16 protein-coding genes and 1 pseudogene are annotated in these 24,049 nt (G+C 70.9%); 9 read left to right on the top strand and 8 right to left on the bottom strand.

Annotated features, from left to right (window positions below):
- The first annotated feature begins 167 nt into the window (after positions 1-167).
- From LCH29_RS33405 to LCH29_RS33425, 5 genes and pseudogenes are all read left to right on the top strand, one after another.
- Complete coding sequence (locus LCH29_RS33405) at positions 168-3,638, top strand: amino acid adenylation domain-containing protein (RefSeq protein ID WP_446465431.1); 3,471 nt, start codon at positions 168-170, stop codon at positions 3,636-3,638.
- Positions 3,635-7,645, top strand: coding sequence for a non-ribosomal peptide synthetase (locus LCH29_RS33410; RefSeq protein WP_446465432.1), 4,011 nt, complete (start codon positions 3,635-3,637; stop codon positions 7,643-7,645). Before LCH29_RS33405 ends, LCH29_RS33410 begins: the two co-directional genes overlap by 4 nt.
- 5 nt (positions 7,646-7,650) lie before the next feature.
- Positions 7,651-9,291, top strand: coding sequence for a condensation domain-containing protein (locus tag LCH29_RS33415; RefSeq protein WP_446465433.1), 1,641 nt, complete (start codon positions 7,651-7,653; stop codon positions 9,289-9,291).
- A 26-nt stretch (positions 9,292-9,317) separates the two neighbouring features.
- A pseudogene (locus tag LCH29_RS33420) lies at positions 9,318-10,169 on the top strand (SURF1 family protein); the annotation flags it as partial.
- Positions 10,170-10,178: 9 nt separating this feature from the next.
- Positions 10,179-10,517, top strand: a complete 339-nt coding sequence (locus LCH29_RS33425; protein WP_446465453.1) for a DUF4307 domain-containing protein — start codon at positions 10,179-10,181, stop codon at positions 10,515-10,517.
- Between the two features lie 11 nt (positions 10,518-10,528).
- On the opposite strand, the gene LCH29_RS33430 is transcribed toward LCH29_RS33425, so the two are convergent.
- The 4 genes from LCH29_RS33430 to LCH29_RS33445 form a co-directional block, all read right to left on the bottom strand.
- A complete protein-coding gene (locus LCH29_RS33430; protein ID WP_446465434.1) occupies positions 10,529-11,449 on the bottom strand; it encodes a M56 family metallopeptidase in 921 nt (306 codons plus the stop codon).
- Entirely contained in the window at positions 11,446-11,847 is a 402-nt protein-coding gene (locus tag LCH29_RS33435) for a BlaI/MecI/CopY family transcriptional regulator (RefSeq protein WP_446465435.1), read from the bottom strand. The genes LCH29_RS33430 and LCH29_RS33435 overlap by 4 nt, the downstream gene beginning before the upstream one ends.
- Positions 11,848-11,954: 107 nt before the next feature.
- Positions 11,955-13,574: a multicopper oxidase family protein gene (locus LCH29_RS33440; RefSeq protein ID WP_446465436.1), complete on the bottom strand. Its 1,620-nt coding sequence runs from the start codon at positions 13,572-13,574 to the stop codon at positions 11,955-11,957.
- Between the two features lie 94 nt (positions 13,575-13,668).
- Entirely contained in the window at positions 13,669-14,130 is a 462-nt protein-coding gene (locus tag LCH29_RS33445; RefSeq protein ID WP_446465437.1) for a hypothetical protein, read from the bottom strand.
- Positions 14,131-14,326: 196 nt separating this feature from the next.
- Here LCH29_RS33445 and LCH29_RS33450 point away from each other — a divergent pair, with 196 nt between their 5' ends.
- On the top strand, positions 14,327-15,175 hold the full coding sequence (locus LCH29_RS33450; RefSeq protein WP_446465438.1) for a DUF5134 domain-containing protein: 849 nt from the start codon (positions 14,327-14,329) through the stop codon (positions 15,173-15,175).
- A gap of 494 nt (positions 15,176-15,669) precedes the next feature.
- On the opposite strand, the gene LCH29_RS33455 is transcribed toward LCH29_RS33450, so the two are convergent.
- Positions 15,670-16,230: a TetR/AcrR family transcriptional regulator gene (locus tag LCH29_RS33455; RefSeq protein WP_446465439.1), complete on the bottom strand. Its 561-nt coding sequence runs from the start codon at positions 16,228-16,230 to the stop codon at positions 15,670-15,672.
- A gap of 97 nt (positions 16,231-16,327) precedes the next feature.
- Between LCH29_RS33455 and LCH29_RS33460 the strand changes: the two genes are divergently transcribed.
- The gene (locus tag LCH29_RS33460; RefSeq protein ID WP_446465440.1) at positions 16,328-17,068 is read left to right on the top strand and encodes an SDR family oxidoreductase; all 741 of its coding nucleotides are present in this window, start codon (positions 16,328-16,330) and stop codon (positions 17,066-17,068) included.
- A gap of 39 nt (positions 17,069-17,107) precedes the next feature.
- On the opposite strand, the gene LCH29_RS33465 is transcribed toward LCH29_RS33460, so the two are convergent.
- Positions 17,108-17,470 carry a hypothetical protein gene (locus LCH29_RS33465; protein ID WP_446465441.1) on the bottom strand — a complete coding sequence of 121 codons (363 nt, stop codon included), beginning with the start codon at positions 17,468-17,470 and terminating at the stop codon, positions 17,108-17,110.
- A 242-nt stretch (positions 17,471-17,712) separates the two neighbouring features.
- On the opposite strand from LCH29_RS33465, the gene asnB reads away from it, so the two are divergent.
- Positions 17,713-19,545: an asparagine synthase (glutamine-hydrolyzing) gene (gene asnB / locus LCH29_RS33470; RefSeq protein WP_446465442.1), complete on the top strand. Its 1,833-nt coding sequence runs from the start codon at positions 17,713-17,715 to the stop codon at positions 19,543-19,545.
- 109 nt (positions 19,546-19,654) lie between these two features.
- Entirely contained in the window at positions 19,655-20,167 is a 513-nt protein-coding gene (locus LCH29_RS33475) for a hypothetical protein (protein ID WP_446465443.1), read from the top strand.
- A gap of 138 nt (positions 20,168-20,305) precedes the next feature.
- Here LCH29_RS33475 and icmF read toward each other — a convergent pair whose 3' ends face one another.
- On the bottom strand, positions 20,306-23,557 hold the full coding sequence (gene icmF / locus LCH29_RS33480) for a fused isobutyryl-CoA mutase/GTPase IcmF (protein ID WP_446465444.1): 3,252 nt from the start codon (positions 23,555-23,557) through the stop codon (positions 20,306-20,308).
- Between the two features lie 204 nt (positions 23,558-23,761).
- On the bottom strand, positions 23,762-24,049 hold a 288-nt coding region (locus LCH29_RS33485; protein WP_446464926.1), incomplete at its 5' end, for an electron transfer flavoprotein subunit alpha/FixB family protein.

The following is a 24,049-nucleotide window of genomic DNA, read 5'->3' on the forward strand; positions in this document are numbered from 1 at the left end:
TGCAGCAGAACAGTCATGCCGAAATTCCTGGTTCCGGAATGAGGATACGATTCCCGGAATCTGCCCCGGCACCGGAAATCCCCTCTCTGCCGCTCGCCGAACGGACACGGGAATACAGCACCGTTCCACGCGAAGCACGAATACCCGAGAATCACTACTCTTCTCTCGTGCAAATAGCGAAGAGTCGATGTCTGAGCCCCACCGCAGTCCTCGCCACGGCCGTCGCCGACGTGCTGCGGCTCTGGTCCAAGCAGCCCGGCTTCTCACTCGACATCGACCTCGGCACGAGCTGCCCGGTCGACTTCGAGGTACGGCCGGACGACTCCTTCGCCGCACGTGCCGAGCGCGTCCAGCGGCAGCTCGCCCCGGCCGCCGCCGAGGTCCCGGACGACCGGCCCGGGTCCGGCCGGTCCGCCCCGCCCGCCCCGTCCGGGATCGCGTGCCATGTCACCCAGCAGGACGGCGCGGTCACCCTCACCTGGGAGATCCAGGACGAGCTCTTCCCCGCCGGGTTGCCGGACGACCTCACCGACGTCTGCGCGGAACTCCTGAACCGACTGGTACGCGACCCGGATGCCTGGGACGCTCCGGGCCGGCTCACCTCGCTGCCGCGGTGGCAGACCGCCGAGCGCGACAGCGCCAACAGCACCGCCGCCGACATCCCCACCACCACCCTCGGCGCGCTCGTCGAGGCCCAGGCCGCCCGGACCCCGGACGCCGTCGCGGCCCTCTCGGGGGAGGGCCGGCTCACCTACCGCGAGGCCGTGACCGGCGCCCGGCAGCTCGCCCGCCGCCTGGTCGCCCTCGGCGCACGCCCCGGACAGCTCGTCGGCGTCGTCGTCGACAAGGGCCTCGCCCAGGTCCCCTCCGTGCTCGGGGTCACGCTCTCCCGGGCCGCGTACCTCCCCATCGACCCGCAGTGGCCCACCGCCCGCCGCGCACAGCTCATCGAGCAGGGCGGCGCGGAGATCGTGGTGACCACCCCGCGTCTGCGTGACGAGCTGGAGTGGCCCACCGGCGTCCACCTGGTGACCATCGAGGACGGCGAGGTGCGCGCTGCCGACTCCGGTCCGCTGGACATCGCGCCCGCTCCGGACGACCTGGCCTACGTCATCTTCACGTCCGGCTCCACCGGCCGCCCCAAGGGCGTGGTCATCGACCACCGCGGTGCCGCCAACACCGTCCAGGACATCAACCGCCGGTTCCACGTGGGCCCCGCCGACCGCGTGCTCGCGCTCTCCTCCCTCAGCTTCGACCTCTCCGTCTACGACATCTTCGGCGCGCTCGCCGCCGGCGCGGCGGTGGTCTTCCCCTCCCCCGGCCGGGCGCACGACCCCGAGCACTGGTCCGAGCTGGTGGCGCGGCATGACGTCACGATCTGGAACTCCGTCCCGGCCCTGCTGCGCGTCTGGCTGGACGCCCCCACCCCGGTGCCGACCGCGGCGCCCCTGCGCCTGGTCATGCTCAGCGGTGACTGGATCCCCGTGGCGCTGCCGGACCTCCTGCGCACCTCGTATCCGGACGCGCACGTCATCAGCCTCGGCGGCGCCACCGAGGCGTCCATCTGGTCGGTGCACTTCCCCATCGGGGAGGTCCCCGCCGAGTGGACCCGCATCCCGTACGGCAAGCCGCTCGCGAACCAGACCCTCCACGTCCTCGACCACCGGCTCGACCCGTGCCCCGTGTGGGCGACCGGCGAGATCTACATCGGCGGCATCGGCGTGGCCAAGGGGTACTGGGCCGACCCAATCAGGACGGGCGAGCGGTTCATCGTCCACCCGGTGACCGGCGAAACGCTCTACCGGACCGGAGACCTCGGCCGTTATCTCCCGGGCGGGGACATCGAGTTCCTGGGCCGCGAGGACACCCAGGTCAAGCTGAACGGCTTCCGGATCGAACTCGACGAGATCGCGGCCGTCCTGCGCCGGCAGGCGGGCGTACGCGAGGCGATCCTCACCATCGACACCAACCCGGCCACCGACCGGGACCAGCTCGTCGCCTATCTGGTGCCCGAAGACGGCCCCGCCGGGCCGGACGACGCCGGGGAACCCGCCCCGGACACCGCCACCCCCTCCTGGCCCGCGGTGCTCGACGCGGCCCATGAGGAACTGCGGCAGGCCGCCGGTGAACTCGCCCCGGCGATCACGACGTTCCGCCACCTGTGGCACCGGCTGGAGTCGCTCGCCCCGTCCGTCATGGCGCGCACCTTCGCGCGACTCGGTGTCTTCACCACCACGGGCGAGACGGTCACCATCGACGAGATCGTGGAGCGCGGCGGTGTGAAGCCCCTGTACCGCGGCCTGGTCGGCCAGTGGGCGGCCATCCTCGCGGACCGGGGCGTGCTGACGGCCACCGGGCGGCCCGCCGAGTACCGCTGCGAGCGGGCCCTGGACCCCGACGTCCTCGACCGGGAGATCACCGACGCGCTCGGCTCGGTCACCGCGACGGGCTCCGACCGGGTGCTCCTCGACTACTTCACCGACTGCATCGACCGGCAGCTCCCGCTGCTGCACGGCGAGGTGCGTCCGCTTCAGTTGCTGCTCCCCGACGGCGACTGGCGGGTCACCGAGGCCCTGTACGCCGCCAACCCGTCGGCCGAACTACAGAACCGGATCGCCGCCCGGGCCGTCCGCTCCTTCGTGGAGCGGTTCCCGACCGAGCGCACGGTCCGCATCCTCGAGGTGGGGGCGGGCACCGGGGCGACCGCGGACCGGGTGCTGCCCGCACTGCCGGCCGACCGTGTCACCTACCACTTCACCGATCTCTCGACCGCCTTCACCGAACAGGCCAGGAAGCGCTACGAGGACGTCTACCCCTTCGTCGGCTACGGCCTGTTCGACATCGACGAAGAACCGACCGGGCAGGGCCTCGCACCCGGCTGTGCCGACGTCGTCGTCGCGGCCAACGTCCTGCACGACGCCAAGAACCTGGGCGAGAGCCTGCGTACCCTCCGCGAACTGCTCGCTCCCGGCGGTCTGCTGGTGCTCATCGAGGGCACGGTCAACTCCCCGCTGAACATGATCAGTTTCGCCTTCCTCGAAGGCTTCGGGAACTACCAGGACCAGCGCGAGGCCACCCTGCTGGCGTCGCCCGAGTGGCTCCGGCAGCTGACAGCCGCCGGCTTCACACGGGTCGCCGCCGTACCCGAAGGCGAACCGGAGATCGACGCGCTGATCCAGCACGTGCTGATCGCGGGCACGCCCGTCGGCCGGTCCGCCCCCGACCTCACCACCCTGGGCAAGGAACTGGGTGAACTCCTGCCCGACTACATGGTTCCGCACCACTTCCTGCTGCTGGACGAGATCCCGCTCAGCGGGAACGGCAAGGTCGACCGCTCCGCCCTCCCCTCCCCCTGGCGTGCGACGACACCGGAGAACCGGGCCCTGCCGCGGACCGAGCTGGAGCGGAAGCTGTACGAGATCTGGTGTGACGCGCTGGGGCACGACGGCTTCGGGGTCGAGGACAACTTCTTCGACCTGGGCGGCGACTCCCTCCACGCGGTCCGCATGGTCGCCAGGTTCCGGCTCGAACTCGGAATCGAGAAGGCGGGCGACGAGGTCATCGACATGCTGTTCCAGGCGTCGACCGTCCGGGAGCTGGCCGTGGCGCTGTCCACCGGGACGGAGGCTCGCGGATGACCGGACACCTCTCCTTCCCGCTGACCCCCCTTCAAGAGGCGTACCTCGTCGGCATGTCCCCCATGGTCGAACTCGGCGGCTTCCTGCCGGGCTACTACGTCGAGCTCGACATGGTGAACCTCGACGTCGCCCGCGCGGAGCGCGCCGTCGGGCAGTTGCTGCGCCGCCACGACCACCTCCGCGTGGTGGTCGAGGCGTCGGGTGCCCAGCGGGTCCTCGACGAGGCGGAGACCACCCCGTACCGGCTGCCGGTGAAGGATCTGACCGGCCTCGGGGAGGACGCGCGCCAGGCCGAGCTCCTCGCCACCCGGCGGCGCATGGCCGAGCGGGGCGTCGACCCGTCCCGCTGGCCGCTGTTCGAGATCTCCGTCAGTCTCGTACGGGCGCGGCGGGCCCGGGTGCACATCGCGATGAGCCTGCTCCTCCTGGACGGCCGTGGCATCCGCCAGGTCATGGACGAATGGCGGACGTACTACCACGCCCCCGACGCGCACCTGCCCCGCCCGGAACTGACGTACCGCGAATGCCGGATGAAGCTGCTGGCCCACGAGAACACACCGGAGTACCAGCAGCAGTGGCGGTACTGGGAGAACCGGCTCGACACCCTCCCGGACGCTCCCCGGCTTCCGATGGCGGTGCAGCCCTCGGCCATCACCTCGGTACGGTTCCGCCGCCGCACCCACCGCCTCACCGCCGCCCGGTGGCAGCGGCTGTGCGCGGCGTTCCGCCGCCACCGCGTCCTGCCGACGACAGCACTGCTGCACGTGTTCGCCGAGGTGCTCGGTGCCTGGTCGGACACCCCGCACTTCAGCCTGAACATGTTGCACCAGAACTGGGCGACGTCCCGGCCCGAAATGGCCAACACCATGGGGCAGTTCGGCGCCACCCTGCCACTGGAGGTGGACCTGCGCCGTCCCGGAGACTTCTGGGAACGTGCCGGAAACCTCCAGAAGCAGGTCTGGCGGGATCTGCAGAACGCCGATGTGGCCGGCGTCCGGATCACACGCGAGCTGTCCGCGCGCCGCGGCTGGACCTCGCGCGCCGCACTCCCGTACGTCTTCACCAGCATGCTGAAGCCGACCGCGGGGGCCGCGCGGGACCAGGGGCACCATGAGCAGGACCGGCTGGCCTGCCGCGAAGTCACCAGCGAGCTGCGCACCCCTCAGGTACTGATCGACAATCAGCTGCACGACGGGCCGGACGGCGGTGTCGACTGTGTGTGGGACGTCGTCGACGAGGCGTTCCCACCGGGGCTGCCCGACCTGATGTTCGAGGCGTACGGACGGATGCTGGACTCCCTCGCCGGGCCGGACGGGGCGGAGCGGGAACCCGACCCGGTGCCTCCCGGCCACCGGTCCCTGGTGGCGGCGCTGAACGCGGACGTCTCACCGCCCCCCGCGGAGCGCCTGGAGGACGGCTTCCTGCGCCAGGCCGCACTGCGTCCGCAGGCCCCGGCCGTCGTCTCCGCGCGGCGAACACTGACCTACGCGGAGCTGGAGAGCCGGTCACGGGCGGTGGCGTCCTGGCTGGCCCGGCGGGGTACGGTCCGCGGCGATGTCGTACCCGTGGTCATGGCCAAGGGCTGGGAGCAGATCGTCGCGGTGCTGGGCGTGCTGCGGGCGGGCGCCGCGTACTGCCCCGTGGACGCGGCTCTGCCCGCCGAGCGCGTTCGTCACCTGCTCGACTCGTGCTCGGCGCGGGTGGCGCTGGTCCAGTCCCACAGCACCCCGGGCGCCGACGCGCTCGGCCCCCGGCCGACCCTGTCCGTGGACGAATCCGCCTGCGCGGAGGAGCCGGACGCCCCTGCTCCCCCGCGGCCGGGCGATCCCGCCGACCTCGCGTACATCATCCACACCTCCGGCTCGACCGGAACGCCCAAGGGGGTGATGATCGAGCACCGGGCCGCGGTCAACACCATCGCCGACATCAACGGGCGCCTCCAACTCGCCCCGCATGACCGGGTGTTCGGAATCTCCTCGCTGAGCTTCGACCTGTCGGTGTGGGACGTCTTCGGCGCACTGGCCGTGGGCGCCGCCGTCGTGCTGCCGGCCGCGACATCCCGACCGGACCCGGTGGGCTGGGCCGAGGCCGCGGTCACCCACGGCGCGACCGTGTGGAACTCCGTGCCCGCGCTGGCGCAGATGCTGGCCGAGGTGGTGGCGAACCGGCCGGCGACGGGCACCCCACCCATCCGGGCCTTCCTGATGAGCGGTGACTGGATTCCGACCACCCTCCCGGACCGGCTGCGCTCCCGCTGGCCCGACGTCCGGCTGATCGCGATGGGCGGCGCCACCGAGGCGTCGATCTGGTCGAACATCCACGAGATCGGCACCGTCGATCCGTCCCGGCCGAGCATTCCGTACGGTGTCCCCCTGCGGAACCAGACCATGCGGGTGCTCGACCACCGTCTGGGGCTCCGCCCGCCGTGGGCGGTCGGCCGCATCCACATCGGCGGGGTGGGGCTCGGCAAGGGCTACTGGCGGAACGAAGAGCGCACCGCGGAGCGGTTCTTCCGGCATCCCGGGACCGGTGAGCGTCTGTACTGGACCGGGGACCTCGGCTGCTACCGGCCGGACGGCACCATCGAGTTCCTGGGCCGCGAGGACCGTCAGCTCAAGATCCAGGGCTTCCGGGTGGAACCCGGTGAGGTCGAGGCCGCGATCCGGGAACACCCCGCCGTACGCGACTGCGTGGTCGACGGCGCCGAGACGCCCGGGGGCCAGCGCCGTCTGGTGTCGCTCGTCGTCCCGCGAGAGGGCGAGCGGCTCGACGGCGCGGCGATCCTCACCCACCTGCGGTCCCGGCTGCCGCACTACCTGATCCCCGGACAGATCCATGTGCTGGACCGGCTGCCGCTGACGGCCAACGGCAAGGTGGACGTCGCCGGGGCCCTGGCCGCCCTCACCGAGCAGGTCCGGCCGGAGGCGGACCCAACCGCCGGAGCGGACACCGGCGCTCCCGGGCTCGTACAGAAGCTGAGCGCGCTCTGGGCCGAGCTTCTCGACGTGCCCGCGATCACCCCTGACTCCCACTTCTTCGCGCTCGGCGGCAACTCGCTGCTGGCGCTGCGGCTGATCAACCGCATCCAGTCGGACTTCGGCGTCGAGCTCCAGTTCGGCCAGGTCTTCGAGACGCCGACCGTACGGGCGCTCGCCGGGCGCATCCAGGAGTACGACGGGGTCGCGAACTGTCGCGTCACCCTGTCCGACGGCGCCGCCCCCGACGGCGCGGGCCGGGAGCTCTTCCTCTTCCACCCGGTCGGCGGCTCGGTCACCGGCTACACCGCGCTGGCGCGCTCCTGGCCCGGCCCCGTCCATGCCTTCCAGTGCCGTGCCCTCGCGGAGGGCACGACAGCGGCGCTCGCCCCGGACCTGGTGACGATGGCGACGGCCTACCGCGAGGAGCTCCAGCGACTGCGGCCGGCCGGCCCCTATGTGCTGGGCGGCTGGTCGATGGGCGGCATCCTCGCGTACGAGGTCGCCGGGCAGCTGGCCGGCCAGGGACACGACGTCCGGCTCTTCATGATCGACAGCGATCTCACGGAGGAACGGAAGGCCGCCGGCGAGGCGGACCGGCACCTCGCGTTCCTCGGCGACCTGGCCTCCGGACACCTGCCCGCGGCCGCGCGGCGGGCCGTGCTGGCCGCCCCCGTCGACCGGCTCATGGAGACCGGCGCGGAGGTCGCCGCCGCTCAGGGCTGGATCCCTGCGGAGGCCGACGTACGGCAGTACGAGCTGCTCATGCGGGTCCACGCCCACAATCTGGCGATCCTCGGCGCGTACCGGGCAGCCGCGTCCAAGGTGCCGGCCCTCCTCCTCGTCGCCGGTGAGGTGCGGCGCCCCGACCCGGCGCCCGCATGGCGCGAGCTCTGCGCCGACCTCGACGTGGAGGTCTGGCCGTACGACCACTACTCGATCGTCGAACCCGGCCGGCTCCCGGCCATCGCCACCCGCGTCGCCGACTGGCTCGGCACCGCGCTGATTTCCCCATCCGACGGCAGGGGCTGACTGGCATGACCGAACTGTCGAAAGACGACATCCGGCGCGCGGCCGCCGCGGTTCTCTCGGCGGACCCCGAGACGATCACCGATTCGGCGAATCTCATCGCCGCCGGGATGGACTCCATCAGGATGATGCGGCTGGCGGGCGGCTGGCGGCGCGCCGGCTCGGCCGTGACCTTCCGCCAGCTCGCGGAGGATCCGACCGTGGAGCGCTGGCACGCGCTGCTGACCGCGCACCGGACCGACCCGCGGGACACCACCGCGCCCGCGGCGCGTACGAAGCGGCCGCCCGTCGACACCGGCGCGCCCTTCGACCTCACCCCCGTGCAGCGGGCCTACTGGATCGGCCGCCGCGACGGGATGGCCCTCGGCGGCGTCGGCTGCCACGCCTACCTCGAACTCGACGGCACCGGCATCCGGCCGGACCGGCTGGAGACGGCCGTACGGCGGGTGTTCGCCCGGCACGGCATGCTGCGCGCCAGGTTCCTGGAAGACGGGCGGCAGCAGATCCTCCCCGAGAGCCCCTGGCCGGGACTCCGCGTTCACGATGTCACGGCGTCCGGCGCCGACAAGGCCGAGCGGCACCTCGAGGACCTGCGCGCGAGCCTGTCCCACCGGGTTCTCGACGTCGCCGCCGGCGAGGTGTTCGACGTACAGCTCTCCCTGCTGCCGGACGAGCGCACCCGCATCCACATCAACATCGATCTGCTGGTGGCGGACGTCGCCAGCATCGAGATCGTCCTCGCCGACCTCGCGACGGCGTACGCGGGCCCGGAGCGCCTGCCTGCGGAGCCCGGGTACGGATTCCCGCAGTATCTGGACGACTACCGCGCCTCGTGCGGCGCCCCCGGCGCGGCGGACAGCCCGCTCGCCGTGGCGCGGGAGTTCTGGCGTGGACGACTGTCCGAACTCCCCCTCTCCGGCCCCCGGCTGCCGCTCGCGGTACGCCCCGAGGAGGTCACCGAACCGGTGTTCTCCCGGCGCGGCTTCACGCTCGGGGCGGCCGACTGGCAGCGCATCACCCGCCGTGCCCGCGAACACGGGCTGACGTCCGCGATGGTCCTCGCGACCGCGTACGCCGAGGTGCTGGGCGCCTGGAGCACGGAGCGGGATTTCCTGCTCAACGTGCCGCTGTTCGACCGGCAGCCACTGGCCCCGGCAGTGCACGACATGGTCGCCGACTTCACCAACCTCGTGCTGCTGCGCGTGGACCTCCGGGAGCCCCTGCCCTTCGCGCAGCGCGTACGGGACCTCCAGCGGCAACTCCAGGAGAACGCCTCGCACGCCCAGTACTCCACCCTGAACGTGCTCCAGGACCTGCGGCGGGCCCACAACGGGAAGCGCGCCGCCGCCCCCGTGGTCTTCGCCTGCAACCTCGGCTCGGCGTTCGTCCGTCCCGAGGTCCGGGCCGAGCTCGGCGAATGGAACTGGATGCTCTCCCAGACGCCGCAGGTCTGGCTCGACCACCAGGTCTACAAAATCGACGACGCGGTGCTGCTGGCCTGGGACGCCGTGGACGAACTCTTCCCGGCCGGGCTGATGGACGACATGCTCCGCTCCTACCGGCGCCTGCTCGCCCGGCTGGCCGACGAGGACGACGACTGGTCGGGGCCGGCCGCGGTGTCCACGGCGGGCGTGCACGCACAACCTTGAACCAGAAAGTCGTGAATGGACCCGACATGAAGCACTTCCTGCTCACTCCCCGATGGTGGGGCATCAACCTCTTCGTCGTCCTCGCCGTGCCCTTCTGCCTCGTCATGGGCAGTTGGCAGCTCGACCGCTTCTCGGCGCGCGTCGCATTCCATCAGGAGCAGCGGAAGGCGCGGGACGCACCGGCCGCACCGCTGACCGGCATGCTGCCCGTGACGGCGGGCACCGTGGGTCGGCTCGCCACGGCCACCGGCCGGTACGACCCCGGTGCCGAGTTTCTCGTACCGGACCGGCGGCTGGAAGGCGAACGCGGCTTCTTCGCCTTGTCCGTGTTGCGTACGGAGGGCGGGGCCGCGCTGCCGGTGGTCCGCGGCTGGCTCCCCGGCGCGGCCCGGTCGGCGGAGGTCCCCGCCCCGCCCGCGGGTACGGTGACCGTCACCGGCGTGCTCCAGGCGCCGGAGAATCAGCGCACCAAGGGCGTACGGGTGGGTGGCCTCTCGCCGGGGCGGATCGGCATCATCAGTGCCGCCTCGCTGGTCAACGTCGTGCCGTACGAGGTGTACGACGCGTGGCTCACCCTTCCGGAGACGGCCGGCGGACTCCGTGCGGTCCCACCGGCCGCCGTGCAGGGCACCGGCCTGGACCTCAAGGCGTTCCAGAACCTCGGCTACACCGGGGAGTGGTTCGTCTTCGCGGGCTTCGTCCTCTTCATGTGGTTCCGCCTCTACCGCCGGGAGAGGGAGGCCCGGAGCGATGCGGCGGGCGCCGGTCCAACCGGCCCGGTCAGCCCTGTCAGCCCTGGCAGTCCTGTCGGCTCCGTCGACGCCACGCCCGTCCTTGCCCTGGCTCGCGCCGACGACCGCTCCGCCGATGCCCGCAAGGACCGCACGCTGAAGATCGCCGGGGCCGTCCTCGGCACCGCCTTCCTCGCCTTCATCGTCTGGAGCGGCACCGCGTACCTCACGGGCCAGGACTACAGCGGTGAGCTGATCGCCTTCGAGGTCGTTTCCGACACGTCGGCCCAGGCCCACCTGTCCGTCCGCAAGGACACCGACACGGTCGTGGTGTGCACGCTGCGTTCGCTGTCCGAGGCGGGCCGCGAAGTCGGCCGCAAGGACGTCGGCTTCGCGGAGCGGCAGGGCAGCGTGGACAAGGTCGTGGAACTGCGTACGACGGGCCGCGCCACGGCGGTCGAGCTGGTCGGCTGCCAGGACGCGGCGGCCGGCTGACCGCCGTCACCTCACGGCAGGATGAAGCAGCAGGTCGTGGCAAGGGGCATCAGAGCGATGGCCGTGCCCCCGACGGCCATGAGGCAGGCCAGGACCGGGTGGCCGCCGCGGCGCCCGGCGAGGATGCGTGCGATCCGGATGGCCGTGGAGGGCCCGCCCGCCGCCAGGGCGGCCTTCTCCGTCATCCGGGCGGTGGCCATCGAGTAGAGCGCGGTGGCCAGGACATCACGTGTGCAGCGGCGCAGCGCGTGGTCATCGGCGGCCATCTCCAGCAGCAGCGGAACCTCCGAGCGCGCCCGACGCGTGAGCGGCAGGCCCGGGAACACCCGGCCGAACGCCTCACAGGCCCCGATCATCACGTGGTGGCGACCCGCGATGTGGGCCCGCTCGTGCCGCAGCGCGGCGGCGAGTTGCGCGTCGGTGAGGATGTGCAGGGCGCCGGTGGTCACCACGATCTGCGCGGCGCGCCCCGGCAGGCAGTAGACCATGGGCTCGGGGTGCGGGACCACGGTGGCCCGCAGGCCGGCGTCCCGTCGGCCGATCATGCGGAGGCCCTCCGCATGCCGGGCCCGCCGACGCCGTGCCTTCAGCAGTTCCCAGAAAAGGGCACCCGTCGGCAGCGCCAGTACCGCGGCTGACGCGATCAGTGCCACGAGATCCGCGGTGCCGTGCGGGCCCGGGTGGCACCCCTGGCCGTCCCCCGGCACGCAGCCCGCCACTCGGCGAACCATCCGGTGCGCGTTGTCGTACGGCAGGAGCAGCGTCAGCACGCCCGTCACGACCGCCCCGGTGAACGTGGCCGCCAGGGCTCCCCAGGTCGCGAGGGCGAGCCGGGGCGCCGACCGGACCCAGCGCGCCCGTGCCAGCAGGCAGGGTAACGCCAGCCCGGTGAAGAGCGCCGTGATCAGCGGCGGCACGATGTGGTGATTCACGCCGACACGCCGCCGCCCGTACCCGCGGCCCCGCCGGACTCGTAGCGCCCAACGGTGCGCAGGGCTTCGTCCAGCGTCCGGGCATCCTCCGCGGACATGTGCTCGACGAAGCGCAGCAGCGCCGCCTGCCGGTCGGCGCTGCTGCCCAGTGCATCCTGCATCAGGCCCACGGTGTAATCCTCACGGCTGCGTACGGGCTCGTACGTCCAGGCCCGCCCGTTCTTCCAGCGCATGAGCCAGCCCTTGCGGTACAGGGTGTCCGCCACCGTCGTCACCGTCGTGTAGGCCACGGGGCGACTCTTGTTGATGTCGTCGACGATCTCACGCACCGTCGCGGGCTGCCCCCAGTCCCACAACCGATTCATGATCTCGGCTTCCAGATCTCCCAAGCGTCGCATGGGCTTCAGAATAATCGCTCAGGGTTGCGTGATCGCCTCCCTGAATTCGTGCTCGCCGACGGGGACTTGGCGGGTGGCGTCCACCGTGGCGGGAGCCTCCGGCGCCATCAGGCTCGATAGGCCACGAGCGCCATCATCCCGGCCTCCCCGTGGTAGGCGTTGTGGCAATGCAGCATCCACCGGCCGGGGTTGTCGGCGTCGAAGATCACGGACAGCTTCTTCTTCGGCAGCACGATCGCGGTGTCCTTGCGGGGTCCGGAGCTCCCGAGCTGGTACGTGTGGCCGTGCAGATGCATCGGGTGCCACATGCCCGTGCGGTTCGTGAAGTCGAGCCGGACCCGCTGCCCTTCCTCGATCACGAGGGGGGCGGCCGTCGGATCGCTCATGTCGAACGGCTTGCCGTTGATGGCCCAGTTGTACTTCGTCATACCGCCGGTCAGGTCGATGCGGTGCACCCGGTCGACCTTCTTCGACGGCAGCCGGACGTCGTCGGCCGCGCGAAGCCGGGAGGCCGTCACGACCGCGCCGTTCAGTTCCTTCGGGCGGACGGTGGCGTTCGGGGCCCTGCCGGAGCCGGTACGGACCAGGGCCATGCCACTGGCGTTCTTCCCCTCGGCGAGTGCGACGAGCGGGAAGACGCCGTCGGCGAGCGTGACCAGTACGTCGTAGCGCTCGCCCATGCCGATCAGCAGGGCGTCGGCCCGCCGGTGCTCGACGGGGAAGCCGTCGGTGTGGGTGATGGTCATCTGGTGGCCACCGAGCGCGACGCGGTAGGCGGTGTCGCCGCCCGCGTTGATGATCCGCAGGCGGACCCGCTTGCCGGGCTTGCCGGTGTACACGTCCGGGTCGGCCGGGACACGGCCATTGACCAGGTGGTACGGGTACTTCACGTCGCCGGCGTCCCCACCGAGCAGATCGCTCTCGGCGCCCATCAGCATGAACTTCATCGACATGCCGTCGCCGGAGGCGGACGCGGACGGTGAGGCGCTCTTCCCGCCCTTGTCTCCGCTCATGTCCATCCCGCCCATGTCACCCATGTCATGGCCGCCCATGTCGTGGCCGCCCATGCCCATCCCGCCCATGCCCCGCTTCAGTTCGGCGAAGACCTCGTCGGGTGTGCCGGTGACGCCGTCGACCCAGTCGTCCAGGACGACGACCCATTCGTCGTCGTAGGACAGCGGCTCCTTCGGGTCCTCCACGATCAGCGGTGCGTGCAGCCCGCGGTCGAGCTGGACACCGACGTGTGGGTGGAAGAAGTACGTGCCGGGGGTCTCGGCGATGAAGCGGTAGGTGAAACCGGCTCCGGCCCGTACGGCAGTCTGCGTGGCCGGGGGGACGCCGTCCATGTCATTGCGCAGCGCGAGGCCGTGCCAGTGGATGGACGTGGCCGTCTTGTTCGGCAGCTGGTTGGAGAGCTCGGCGGCCACGGTGTCACCGGCCGACACCCGAACCTCCTTGCCGGGGGCCTGACCGCCGAAGGCCCAGCTCTTGGCCATGACGCCGCCGCCGAGCTCCAGCATGGCGGGCGCGGCGGTCAGGGTCAGCTTGTGCACCGTGCCGGTGCTGGTGCGCTTCTTCTCGGCGGCGGCCACGGCCGGGTCGGACGGCTTGACCAGGGCGGTGGCCCCGCCCTCTTCGCCGCCGGAGCCACCGCAGGCGGCGAGCGCGCCCGCGCCCGCGATGCCGAGCCCGGTCAGCAGGACGGAACGTCGGTTGATGCTGTTCACGATGATGGTGTCCTCTTCTCGATGTGCCTTCTGTTCGGTCGCACGCGGGCACGGCTGATCGCGTCCACGGACGCGGAGCTGCCGTGGAGGCGGCCTACAGAAGCAATCGGGAGAGAACGGAAAGGTCGGGCGGCGCCCGACTCACCGCGCCGGGAACGAAGCGACCCGCCGGGGTGGCGTGCGCGTCGCCCTCGCGGCCGCCCCAGGGCTCGTTCGGTGGCATGTACGCCACGCCGTCGACGCCGGCGGTCGAGCAGTGCTGCATGGCCATGCCGGAACAGGCGCCGGCGTCGTCACCGTGCGCGGCCGGGGCGGAAGCCCGTGCCGGGCCGTCGCGCCCGTCCCCGTCCCCGTCCATGGACATCGTCGCCGAGGAGGCGTGGGCCATGCCCGCCATACCGGTCATGACGGTGGCACGCACCGAGGGCGGGAAAGCGCTGTTCGTCTCGTGGTGGAGGAGCACCGCGAGCGCGGCGAGCAGTGCGACAGCGGCGACCCGCGCCCAGCGGACGGCGCCACCGCGGGCGCGGCCCCGACCGTACGCGGCTGTCGTCATGGCTCCCCCTCTCTGCTCCCGGTGGGCGACCCCGCCAATATACCCGGTAGGGGTAATGCTGAACGCTCTCCTAAGCTCCTACGTACTCAGGGGATCAGCAGTCGATGCCGCACGAGGCACCGAGACCGCACTCGGACGGAGAGGGAGCGCAACGATGGAGACTCTGAGTTGGTCCATAGCGGCGGTCGCCGCACTGGTGGCCGCCGTCAGCTTGGTCCGCATGATGACCACCAGGGGGGAGACCCGCTTCGCCGCGGGGGGCGATGCACTGATGGGCGCGTGCATGACTGTCATGGCCATGCCCTCAACGGCAGCCTGGTACGGCGGTTACGGCATGTGGTGGGCAACGGCATTCGCCCTCCTGACTCTCGGCGGCGTGATGATGGCCGTCAAACACACGCGTGCAAGCGGCTGGGGTCACGGCCGCCACTGGGTGCATCTCATCGTCGGCAGCGCCGGCATGGTGATCATGACACTCGCCATGACGAGTACGCCCTCCGGGCCGGTGCTGGCGCTGGGCGGCTCCTCCATGGCCGGGATGCCGGGCATGGAGAACATGCCCGGGATGGACTCGGCTCAGGGCATGGAAGGCATGGAAGGCATGGAAGGCATGGAGGGGATGCAGGGCATGGGAGGGATGCACGGAATGAACACGCCGGGCATGCCCACCGCGGCCGACTCCACCACCGCGATGTCGTCGGGCCCCTTCTGGCGTTACGTGATCGCAGCGCTCGCGGTGTACTTCCTGTTGTCCATCTGCGCCTCCGTCTGGGCCCGGATCCGGGGAACGAACAGGGAGGACGTCCCCGCCGACCGTGACAGCGGCCGAAGCCGCACATGGGGGCGCTGGCTGCTGGCCATGCCGGACACCGTGGTGGTGTTCCTGGTATCGCTGACCCTCTCGGTGTGGGACAAGGCCCGCGCGGTGGACCGGGGAAACCACGGCCGACGGCGCAGGGTCGGCGCGGCGCCGGACGCGGCACTGGCCGCGCACATCGGGATGGGCGGAACCATGTCCGCGATGCTGCTCATGATGGCCATGTGACGGGCTCCGCGCCGAGCGCCACGTCGCTGTCGAGGTAGCGGATCAGCGTTCGAGATACACCCTCGTCGTCGGTGCCGCAGCCACCGCCCTCCTCGCCACTTCCTGTTCCGGAGCCGGAGCCGAAGGCTCTTCGGACACCGAGCCCACCCTGCGGGTACTGCGGGCTCCGCACCTACATCCTGCCGGCCGGAAGCCACACCGCCGACCGGGGCCTGGCGGACATCCTCCGGCTGGTCACCTGACCGGTGCGTGAGGCGAGGGAGCGGGCCGAGCCGGTATGGGGAGCCGGGCCTACCGGAACATGTTCACCATCATCTGATGAATTAATCCGAGAGCCGCAATCGCTACCAGCCACCACGCAGGATCACGCCACGGGCGCTTTGGCCATTCGTCATCCTCCACTCGAATCCCTCCCCACTTCCGCTCATTCCTGAGCGACAGTTGCACGCCTTGAGGAGCCCTAGAAGAAGAAGTACGAGAATTCACCACATCGGTCACCGCACCGCGTCCGGTCGGCGAAGGCCGTCGAGGATGACGCTCATCAGGGGCCGCGCCGTGGATTCCCACTCATCCCGGTCCAGTCGGCCGAGATAGGCGATGAGCAGCAGGACCCCATGGGCGTCCACGTCCGTACGGAGGGAACCGGCCGCCTTCCCGGCGTCCAGCAGTTGGGTGAGGGCGCCTTCGATGGGGTTGTGGCTGTGGGCGACGAGGTCCTGCCACGCCACCGGTTCGAGCGCCGCCAGGACGCCGCGTTTGACCTCGGCGTAGTCGATCACGCGGTCGAGCCAGTGGCGCAGGGCTTCCACGGGCTCGTGTTCCGTCAGCAGGGCGGAGGCCGCGTTCACGAGTTCTTCGACGTCGCGCCGGTAGACCTCTGCGAGAAGCGCTTCGCGGTTGGGGAAGTTCCGGTAGAGCGTTCCCTGTCCTACCCCGGCGCGCTTGGCGATCTCGTTGAGGTGGACGTGGTGGGACTCGGCGAGGGCTGCGCGGGCGGCCTCCACGATGCGGATCCGGTTCTCCACCGCATCCGGACGACGGGCTGACGCGCTCATGGGGCCTCTCCTGATGTTCATCCTGTGACAAGTGGACACGTGTCCGCTAGGGTGATTCCCCACTGCGGACACGTGTCCACTTTACTTGGAGGCAGCAGTGCTCTCTCTTCACGACAAGATCGTCGCCATCACCGGAGCGAGCGGCGGCATCGGCGAAGCCACGGCCCGTCTGCTCGCCGAGCGCGGCGCCACGGTCGTCCTCGCGGCGCGCCGCAGCGAGCGCATCGACGCCATAGCGGAGGACATCCGGGAGGCGGGCGGCCGCGCCGCCACATGCGTCGTCGACGTCACCGAGGCCGAGGACCTGCACCGCCTGGTCTCCAGCACCGTCGGCCAGTACGGCCGTATGGACGTCCTGGTGAACAACGCCGGTATCGCCCCGATCAGCCCGCTGGCCGACCTCGACACCGCAAGCTGGGCGGCGATGATCGATGTCAACCTTCGCGGCATGCTCAACGGCGTCGCCGCCGCGCTGCCCGTCTTCCGTGAGCAGGGGTCGGGCCACCTGGTGAGCATCGTCTCGGTGGCCGGTCTGTCCGTGTCCCCCTCGATGGCCGTCTACGCCGCGACCAAGAACGCGGTGCGCACCGTCCACGAAGGGCTGCGCACGGAGTCCACCGACGGGGTGGTGCGGACGACCGCCATTTCGCCGGGATACGTCCGCACCGATCTCGCCGACTCCATGGCGGACCCGCACATCCGCGAGCAGACGCGCAAGAACATGGACGCGGTGGGCATCCCTCCGGCGGCGGTAGCCCGCGCGGTGGCCTTCGCCATCGAGCAGCCCGACGATGTCGAGATCGGCGAAATCAACGTCCGCCCCACCGTCCAGGCATGACGCACGCCGCAGGCTTGGCCGCGCCGCACGGGGAGCGGGTCAGCCGGACGGCACTTCGGTCTGGATGTCGGCGACGAGTTTCCTCGCCGCCGCCAGCTTCGGCCCGTAGACCGCGGGGTCCGTGGCGTCGAGTGCGGTGAAGATGTCCACGGCTTCCCGCGCCCGCGTGAGCGCGTCGTCCCGTCGGCCGGACTGCCGCAGGTAGGGGATCGCCGGAAACATCAGCCAGTCGCCCAGGCCGCCGCGATATCTCCCGGGGGTCCCGGTGGCGAGTCGGCGGAGCAGATCGGTGGCCTCGATGGCGCGCTGCGCGCCTTGGGCGTGGTCGGGCTTGCCCCATAGGGCCTGCGCCAGGGCGCGAGGAATGGACCCCTGCCGCACCGTGTGTGAACCACCGGACAACCACACATATGCTGGAAAAACACTTGAGCGCCCCCATATGCGCTGTGAGCCTCCCGTAGGACCCCTTTCCAAGGGCTGGATTTCGGACAGCGTTCGAGGCGAAACGTTCCCTTAACAGGAATTTACGCGTGAGAAACGCCACCCGTCGGCGTTGGCGGCGGAAGGTAGCGATCCGCCTCCGGAGAGGTAGATGGTTATCTCAGGCAACCGTTTGCTCTCCCGATCGAAAGGGTTGATCACTCGTGTGTGGCATCACCGGCTGGGTCTCCTACCGCCGCGACCTCACCTCCCACCGCCAACTCCTCGACACCATGACGGAGACGATGGCGTGCCGCGGCCCGGACGCGGCGGGCACCTGGGTGACCGGCAAGGCGGCGCTCGGCCATCGCAGGCTGGCCGTCATCGACCTGCCCGGCGGGGCCCAGCCCATGACCGTCGAGACGGCCGACGGCCCCGTCACCCTGGTGTACTCCGGTGAGGCGTACAACTTCACCGAGCTGCGCGACGAACTGCGCCGCAGGGGCCACGGCTTCACCACCGACTCCGACACCGAGGTCGTCCTGCGCGGCTACCTGGAGTGGGGCGAGGCCCTCACCGAGAAGCTCAACGGCATGTACGCCTTCGCCATCTGGGACTCCCGTGCCGACAAGCTGGTGATGGTCCGGGACCGGCTGGGCATCAAGCCGTTCTACTACTACGAGACCGACGACGGCGTGCTCTTCGGCTCCGAGCCCAAGGCCATCCTCGCCAACCCGCTCGCCGCCCCCGTGGTCGGCATCGACGGGCTGCGCGAGATCTTCTCGTTCGCCAAGACACCCGGCGAGGCCATATGGAAGGGCATGAAGGAGCTGCGCCCCGGCCATCTGGCCGTCGTCGACAGCAACGGGCTGCGCGAGCGGGCGTACTGGCGCCTGGAGGTGTCCGAACACACCGACGACCAGCAGGCGACCGTCGCCCATGTGCGGGAGCTGCTGGAGGACATCATCGCCCGCCAGCTCGTCTCCGACGTGCCCCGCTGCACCCTGCTCTCCGGCGGGCTCGACTCCTCCGCGATGACCTCGCTCGCCGCCCGCCGGCTCGCCGAGGACGGCGAGACCGTGCGCAGCTTCGCCGTCGACTTCCCCGACCAGGCGGAGAACTTCCGCGCGCTCGACGTCGCGCCCAGCGTCGACACGCCGTACGTGCACGCGGTGGCCGAGTACGTGAAGAGCGACCACCAGGACATCGTGCTCGACGGCTCCGCCCTGTCCGACCCGGCCGTCCGGCGGGCCGCCATCGCCGCCCGGGACCTGCCCACCGGGCTCGGCGACCGGGACAACTCGCTCTACCTGCTGTTCAAGGCCGTCCGCGAGCAGTCGACGGTGGCGCTGTCCGGAGAGTCGGCCGACGAGGTCTTCGGCGGCTATCCGTGGTTCCACGACAAGCGGCGCGAGGCCGACACCTTCCCGTGGCTCGCCGGGGGGCCGATGCTCGGGGACACCTCGAGCCTGCTGCCCGACGACCTCGCCGCCCGGCTCGACCTGGACACCTACCTCCGCGACCACTACGTCACCGCGCTGAAGGAAGTCCCCCTCAAGGAGGGCGAGTCGGGCCTGGAGAAGCGCATGCGGCAGGTTTCCTATCTGCACCTCACCCGCATGGTCAACACGCTCCTCGACCGCAAGGACCGGATGAGCATGGCGGTGGGCCTCGAGGTCAGGGTGCCGTTCTGCGACCACCGGCTCGTGAGTTACGTCTTCAACACCCCGTGGTCGCTCAAGACGTTCGACGGGCGGGAGAAGAGCATCCTGCGCGAGGCCACCCGCGATGTGCTGCCCGAGTCGGTGGCGAACCGCAAGAAGAGCGGCTACCCCGGCAGCTTCGACCCCGCCTATCTGGCCGCCATCAAGGGGCAGGCGAGCGACCTCATCAGCTCGGGGCACCCGGTCCTCGACCTGTGCCGCGTCGAGTCGCTGAAGCAGGCCATCGCCGCACCGGGCGAGACCATCACCACGCAGCAGCGCGCCGCCATCGAACGCGCCCTCGACCTGGCCGCATGGCTGGATCTGCGGAAGCCCACCATCACGCTGGACTGAGCCGAGCCGCACCAGCGCGGTTGCGGGTCAGCAGGGGAGGCGCTGCGTTGCCCCGACAGGCGTAACGCAGCGTGATCGGATCAGGGCGTCGAGTTCGTACAGTGGCCCCATGTGGCGCCTCCCGCAAGCCGGTACCCTCGCCGTCCTCAAGCTCCCGGCCGCCCTGCTGCTGGTCACGCTCGTGCTGGTCGGCTTCGGCACGCTCCTGTCGGCGGGCGGGTTGACCGTCCTGACGGTGCATCCCACACGGACGGTCAGCCCGCATCCCACCGTCACGGACACCACGTCCGGCCCGACGACCTCACCGCCGACCACGCCGCCCACCACGCCGCCGACCTCACCGGTCACGTCTCCGCCCACCACGCCGCCGACCAGCCCCGCCCCGCAGTCCGCGCCCGCCACGCCGGGCCCCGCCTCGGGCCCGCTGGCCCAGGGCGCACAGGAGGTGGTGGCCAATTCGGCGGCGCTGCTCACCACCTGGATCGGGCTCATCAGCCAGGTGCTCGGGCTGCTGACGGCGATGATCGGATTTGCCGCCGCGGACCGTCGCCCGGCCACCACCGAGCCCGCCGACGACCGTGGGGCCGAGCCGCCCGGGAACAGGCGGCCTCGTCACCGGTGACCGCGCGCGAGACCGGTGTGGCAGGCCAGGGAGCACCGGCGGCCGACGGGGGTGCGGACGGCGTTGACGATGACGGCTTCGGTCACGGTGCGCTCCGAAGTCCGGGGGTCGGGGTGGTCGGGGCGGGCGGGCCCGCGGTCAGACGTTGCGGCGGTATTCCCCGCCGACCTCGAAGAAGGCCTCGGTGATCTGCTGGAGGGAGCAGACCCGGGCGGCGTCCATCAGCACCGCGAAGACGTTGCGGCCGCTGGTGGCGGCGTCCTTGAGCGCGGCCAGGGCGGCGGGCGCCTGGTCGCGGTGGCGGTCCTGGAAGTCGCTGACGCGCTTCAGCTGGGACTGCTTCTCGTCCTCGGTGGCGCGGGCCAGCTCGACGTCCGTCCCGCCCCCTTCGGCGTCGGCGTGGGGGTGGCGGAAGGTGTTGACGCCGATGATGGGCAGGGTGCCGTCGTGCTTGCGCTGCTCGTACAGCATGGACTCGTCCTGGATGCGCCCGCGTTGGTAGCCGGTCTCCATAGCGCCGAGCACCCCGCCGCGCTCGCTGATCCGCTCGAACTCGCTCAGCACCGCCTCCTCCACCAGGTCGGTGAGCTCGTCGATGACGTAGGAGCCCTGCAACGGGTTCTCGTTCATCGCCAGGCCCCACTCCCGGTTGATGATCAGCTGGATGGCGAGCGCGCGGCGCACCGAGTCCTCGGTGGGGGTGGTGACGGCCTCGTCGTAGGCGTTGGTGTGCAGGCTGTTGCAGTTGTCGTAGATGGCGATCAGCGCTTGCAGGGTGGTGCGGATGTCGTTGAAGTCCATCTCCTGGGCGTGCAGGGAGCGCCCGGAGGTCTGCACGTGGTACTTCAGCTTCTGGCCCCGTGTCCCCGCGCCGTAGCGCTCCCGCAGGGTCACCGCCCAGATGCGGCGGGCCACCCGGCCGAGCACGGAGTATTCCGGGTCCATGCCGTTGGAGAAGAAGAACGACAGGTTGGGGGCGAAGTCGTCGATGTGCATCCCGCGGGCGAGGTACGCCTCGACGTAGGTGAAGCCGTTGGCGAGGGTGAAGGCGAGCTGGCTGATCGGGTTGGCCCCGGCCTCGGCGATGTGGTAGCCGGATATGGACACCGAGTAGAAGTTGCGCACCTCCTTCTCGATGAACCACTCCTGGATGTCGGCCATCATCCGCAGGCTGAACTCGGTGGAGAACAGGCAGGTGTTCTGGCCCTGGTCCTCCTTGAGGATGTCGGCCTGCACGGTGCCGCGGACGCTGCGCAGGACATGCGCCCGGACCTCTTCGGCCTCCTCGGCGGTCGGCTCGCGCCCGTGCTCGGTGGCGTGGGCGTCGAGTCGCTGGTCGATCGCGGTGTTGAGGAAGAAGGCGAGGATCGTCGGTGCCGGACCGTTGATCGTCATGGAGACCGACGTGGTGGGCGAGGTCAGGTCGAAGCCGTCGTACAGCGCCTTCATGTCCTCCAGGGTCGCCACCGACACGCCCGAGGTTCCGACCTTGCCGTAGATGTCGGGACGCAGGTCGGGGTCGCGGCCGTAGAGGGTGACCGAGTCGAAGGCCGTGGACAGCCGGGTGGCCTCGCTGCCCTCGGAGAGGTAGTGGAAGCGGCGGTTCGTACGGAACGGATCGCCCTCACCGGCGAACATCCGCGCCGGGTCCTCGCCCTCCCGTTTGAACGGGAACACCCCGGCGGTGAACGGGAAGAACCCCGGAAGGTTCTCGGCGCGGAGGAACCGCAGCAGCTCTCCGTGGTCGGTGTGGCGCGGCAGCGCCACCCGGGGAATCCTGCTCCCGGACAGTGACTCGCGCACCAGCGCGGTCCGCAGCTCGCGGTCGCGTGACGTCACGACGAGCTCGTCGCCGGAGTAGTCGCGTACGGTCTGCGGCCAATCGGCCAGCGCGTTGCGCGCTTCCGGTGCGAAGGTGTCCTCCGCGTCCTTCAGCAGCTTCTCGACGTCGTCAGTGCGCGCGCCGACCGCCGCCAGCTCGTCGCGGACGGCCGCCAGCCGCTGGATCCGGCGGGCCTGCCCGGCCAGGACGTCGGTCCGCTCGTGATAGCCGCGCACCGTCTCGGCGATCTCCGCCAGGTAACGCACCCGGGCCGGGGGCACGACCTGGGTGGCGCCGCTGGAGTGGCGCACCGCCACCTCGGGAAGCGCTCCGGGCACCACGGGCAGGCCGCGCTCGGCGAACAAGTCCCGCAGATGCTGGTACAGCGCGGTGACCCCGTCGTCGTTGAAGGTCGACGCGCTGGTCCCGAACACCGGCATGTCCTCCGGCCGCTGCCCGAACGCCTCGCGGTTGCGCACCAGTTGCCGACCCACGTCACGCAGCGCGTCCTTGGCTCCGCGCCGCTCGAACTTGTTGATGGCCACCACGTCGGCGAAGTCGAGCATGTCGATCTTCTCCAGCTGGGACGCCGCGCCGAACTCCGGTGTCATCACGTACAGCGACACGTCCACGTACGGGACGATCGCGGCGTCCCCCTGCCCGATGCCCGGCGTCTCCACGATCACCAGGTCGAAACCGGCCGCCTGACAGGCCGCGATGGCGTCCGCCAGGCCCTCGGGAACCTCGCGTCCGGCGCGGGTGGCGAGCGAGCGGAAGAACACCGTGTCGCCGTCGAGGCAGTTCATGCGGATCCGGTCGCCCAGCAGGGCGCCCCCGCCGCGCCGCCGGGTCGGGTCCACGGCCAGCACCGCCACCTTGAGCCTGCCGTCCTGGTCGCTGCGCAGCCGACGTACCAGCTCGTCCGTCAGCGAGGACTTTCCCGAGCCGCCGGTGCCGGTGATGCCGAGGACCGGGGTCCGGTGGGACGCCGCGGCCTCGCGCACGACGCGTAGCTCCGGGTCGGCCACCGCACCGGCCTCCAGGCCGGTGAGCAGCCGGGCCAGCGCGGGCCGCTCCCCCGCCAGCACCTGGTCCGGCGCGACCGGGGCCAGATCCCACAGCGCGGTGTCGCACTCCTCGACCATCGAGTTGATCATCTTGGCCAGGCCGAGGCGCTGGCCGTCCTCCGGGGAGAAGATCCGTACCCCGGCCCGGGCCAGCCGGGCGATCTCCTCCGCGACGATGACCCCGCCGCCGCCACCGAAGACCTTCACGTGTCCGGCGCCACGCTCCCGCAGCAGCTCCACCAGGTACTCGAAGTACTCGATGTGCCCGCCCTGGTAGGAGCTCACGGCCACGCCCTGGACGTCCTCCTCCAGCGCCGCCGTCACCACCTCGTCGACCGAGCGGTTGTGCCCGAGGTGCACCACCTCGACGCCCTGGGTCTGGAGGATGCGGCGCATGATGTTGATCGCGGCGTCGTGCCCGTCGAAGAGACTCGAAGCCGTGACGAACCGGACCGGATGCTGCGAGCGGTACAGGGCGTCGGCGGAGGCGGAAGCAGGCAAGGTGTCCTCCAGAGAGGGAGCGAACGAAGCGAACAAGCGGACGCGCCTCCGGCCGGAAGCCACCACGCCACGACCCGTGATGCACCACCGTCACCGAAAGTGAACTACTAGGACGTCCAAGTAAATCGGGAGACGGCGGGCCGCACAAGCCGAATCCGGTGTGCCCCTGCTCTCACTGCCGGATGCGACCCGCTGGCCCAGGCGTCAGCCCTTGCGGGTCTTGACCTCCTCGGTCAGCTGCGGGACGACCTCGAAGAGGTCGCCGACCACGCCGTAGTCGACCAGATCGAAGATCGGGGCCTCGGCATCCTTGTTGACCGCCACGATGGTCTTCGAGGTCTGCATACCGGCCCGGTGCTGGATCGCACCCGAAATACCGGCCGCGATGTACAGCTGCGGGGAGACGGTCTTCCCCGTCTGCCCCACCTGGTTGGTGTGCGGGTACCAGCCCGCGTCCACCGCCGCACGCGAGGCACCCACCGCCGCACCGAG

Source organism: Streptomyces sp. BRA346, assembly GCF_052851135.1.

Coding starts and splice junctions, on each gene's coding strand:
- LCH29_RS33475 (WP_446465443.1), top strand. CDS start 19,655: ATGTGGCGCCTCCCGCAAGCCGGTACCCTCGCCGTCCTCAAGCTCCCG.
- LCH29_RS33445 (WP_446465437.1), bottom strand. CDS start 14,130: ATGACGACAGCCGCGTACGGTCGGGGCCGCGCCCGCGGTGGCGCCGTC.
- LCH29_RS33410 (WP_446465432.1), top strand. CDS start 3,635: ATGACCGGACACCTCTCCTTCCCGCTGACCCCCCTTCAAGAGGCGTAC.
- LCH29_RS33435 (WP_446465435.1), bottom strand. CDS start 11,847: ATGCGACGCTTGGGAGATCTGGAAGCCGAGATCATGAATCGGTTGTGG.
- LCH29_RS33455 (WP_446465439.1), bottom strand. CDS start 16,230: ATGAGCGCGTCAGCCCGTCGTCCGGATGCGGTGGAGAACCGGATCCGC.
- LCH29_RS33415 (WP_446465433.1), top strand. CDS start 7,651: ATGACCGAACTGTCGAAAGACGACATCCGGCGCGCGGCCGCCGCGGTT.